The 2,834-nt window shown below is 34.1% G+C and carries 2 protein-coding genes; both read left to right on the top strand.

Going from position 1 to position 2,834, the window contains the following annotated elements:
- Window positions 1–344: 344 nt before the first annotated feature.
- Window positions 345–1,307 carry a 6-phosphofructokinase gene (gene pfkA / locus NE544_RS11830; protein WP_003864866.1) on the top strand — a complete coding sequence of 321 codons (963 nt, stop codon included), beginning with the start codon at window positions 345–347 and terminating at the stop codon, window positions 1,305–1,307.
- A 27-nt stretch (window positions 1,308–1,334) separates the two neighbouring features.
- The gene (gene pyk / locus NE544_RS11825; RefSeq protein ID WP_305145740.1) at window positions 1,335–2,747 is read left to right on the top strand and encodes a pyruvate kinase; all 1,413 of its coding nucleotides are present in this window, start codon (window positions 1,335–1,337) and stop codon (window positions 2,745–2,747) included.
- Window positions 2,748–2,834: the final 87 nt, after the last annotated feature.

Genomic DNA, 2,834 nt, shown 5'->3' with positions numbered 1-2,834 from the left:
CTTCAGGGATTTTCAGCGTGCAATAAAAACCATGAAAAATCATTGATATTTTTTTAATTTTTACTTGATTTCTATTATCCAATTTTTTTGGCCTTTTATATTCAAAAGCCAAGTCTTTATTTACTTTGACTTGGCTTTTTTCTTACACAAATATTTAGATATATCTTAAAATAACATTACATGTTTTCAGTAATTGTTAACAAAATGTCAAATATTTCACAAGCATTTAATAAGTTATAAATCTTTTTTACCTAAAAGCGTTTTCACGTCAATTTACTCTTTTTTAAACAATATTTATGTGGTATATTTATGATGATTAATAATGAGTCTATGGAGGACATATTATGGTTAAAAGAATTGGTATTTTGACTTCTGGTGGTGATTCACCGGGAATGAATGCTGCAATACGCGCGGTAACACGTGTTGGATTAAATAGTGGTCTTGAAGTATTTGGTATTTACAATGGTTATAAAGGAATGGTTGAAGGTTATATTGAACCATTAACTCGTGAAACTGTTGGAGATATCGTAAACAGAGGAGGAACTATATTAGGATCAGCTCGTTTACCAGAATTCAAGGACATCGAAGTCAGAAAAAAAGCAATTGCTCAATTAAAAAAGAGAGGTATTGAAGCCGTTGTAGTTATTGGTGGTGACGGTTCATATCGTGGAGCATTATCTTTAACTGAAATGGGCATTAACTGTATCGGATTACCTGGTACAATTGATAACGATATTACTTGTACAGATTATACGATTGGTTTTCAAACAGCATTAGAAACTGTAGTTGAATGTGTCGATAAACTAAGAGACACTTCTAATTCACATCACCGTTGTTCTATTGTTGAAGTTATGGGAAACCGTTGTGGAGACTTAGCGTTATGGTCAGGTATTGCTTGTGGAGCCGAAATTGTTGTAACAAGTGATACAGGATTTGATGAACAAGATGTCTTAGATCGTTTAAGAGATATCGATATTATTAAAAAGAAAAAACACGCGATTGTTGTAATTAGTGAAAAGATTACTGATGTAGATCAATTTGCGAAAAAGGTAAGTTTGAATACGGGCTTTTCAGGAAGAGCAACTGTTTTAGGCCATATTCAACGTGGAGGATCTCCATGTCCATTTGACCGTTTGTTAGCATCACAAATGGGTGAAAAAGCTGTAGATTTATTGATGCAAGGCATTGGTGGACAATGTATTTCAATTCGTGATAACAAGATTATTTCTTATCCAATTGAAGAAGCATTGAGCATGCCACAAGAATCTCGTAAACCACTAATGAATTTATTTGATCGTTTGGTTTAGGATATATTTAGAAGGAAGGATATAAATATGAGTAAAAAAACAAAAATTATTTGTACTATTGGTCCAGCTAGTGAGAGCAAAGAAGTTTTAACAAAACTTGTAGAAGCTGGAATGAACATCGCACGTTTAAATTTCTCTCATGGAGACTATGAAGAACATGCAGAACGTGTTAAACGTATTCGTGAGGTTAGTAAAGAAACAGGAAAACCTATTGGTATTTTATTAGATACTAAAGGCCCTGAAATTCGTTTAGGTGATTTCGAAAATGGTGGATGCGAGTTTAATGAAGGTGACGAAATCGATTTAGTAAAAGAAGAAGTTTTAGGAAACCACGAAAGATTTACATTACGTTGTCCGGAAGTGTTTAACGACGTTAAAGTTGGTGATTTCATTTTAATGGATGACGGAAAAATGAAAGTCACTTTTACAGAAGTAACTCCTGATCGTATTCACGGTGTTGTAAACAACCCTCACTTCTTAAAGAGTCGTAAAGGATGTAACTTACCAGGCATTAAATTAAGTATGCCATTTATTTCTGAAAAAGATGAATCAGATATTCGTTTCGGATGTAAAATGGATGTTGACTATATCGCAGCAAGTTTTACTCGTCGTAAAGATGATGTGCTAGCAATTCGTCAAATTTTGATTGATGAAAATAAAGATATGATTCAAATCTTCCCTAAAATTGAAAACCAGGAAGGTTTTGACAATATCCGTGAAATTATAGAAGTAGCTGATGGTGTTATGGTCGCTCGTGGAGATTTAGGTGTAGACGTAAGTTTAGAATTAGTACCTATTTATCAAAAACGTATGATTGCGGTTGCAAATGAAATTGGTAAACCAGCTATCACTGCAACACACATGTTAGAATCTATGCAGGAAAATCCTCGTCCAACACGTGCAGAAGCAAGTGACGTAGCAAACGCTATTATGGATGGAACAGACTGTATTATGTTATCTGGTGAATCAGCTGCAGGTCATTACCCAGTTGAATGTGTTCAAACAATGACAAAAATTGCGAATGCAATTGAACCAATGATTCCTTATAAAGAACGTTTAAAAGCTAACGTTAAATCAAGTAAACGTACTTTAAACGATGCTATTGGTATTTCAGTAGCTGATACTGCATTGGCAATTGATATTAAATGCATTATCGCATTTACACAAAGTGGAAATACAGTTCGTCGTTTAGCTAAATTCCGTCCATGTGCTCCAATTTTAGCTGTTACATTTGATGAAGTGACTCAACGTAGTTTATTACCTGTTCATGGTGTAACTCCAGTCGTTTCAAATATTCAAAATACAAAAGAAAATGATATTGATTTAGCTCGTAATTTAGCACTACAAGCTGGATTCAAAACAGGAGATCACATCATTGTTGTTGCTGGATATCCAGTAGGATCTGGTAATACAAATATGATGCGTATTGCACAAATCTAGTTAACATTGCCCTCATTTTGAGGGCTTTTTAAGGCGCAATAAATTTGGATGGGGTTATGTGAATTTGCTCTCCAAGAATTTAAGGGG

Origin of the sequence: Holdemanella sp. MSK.7.32 (assembly GCF_024460475.1) — a bacterium.
Classification (GTDB): Bacteria; Bacillota_I; Bacilli_A; order Erysipelotrichales; family Erysipelotrichaceae; genus Holdemanella.
This window is presented reverse-complemented; position numbering and strand designations above follow the sequence as displayed.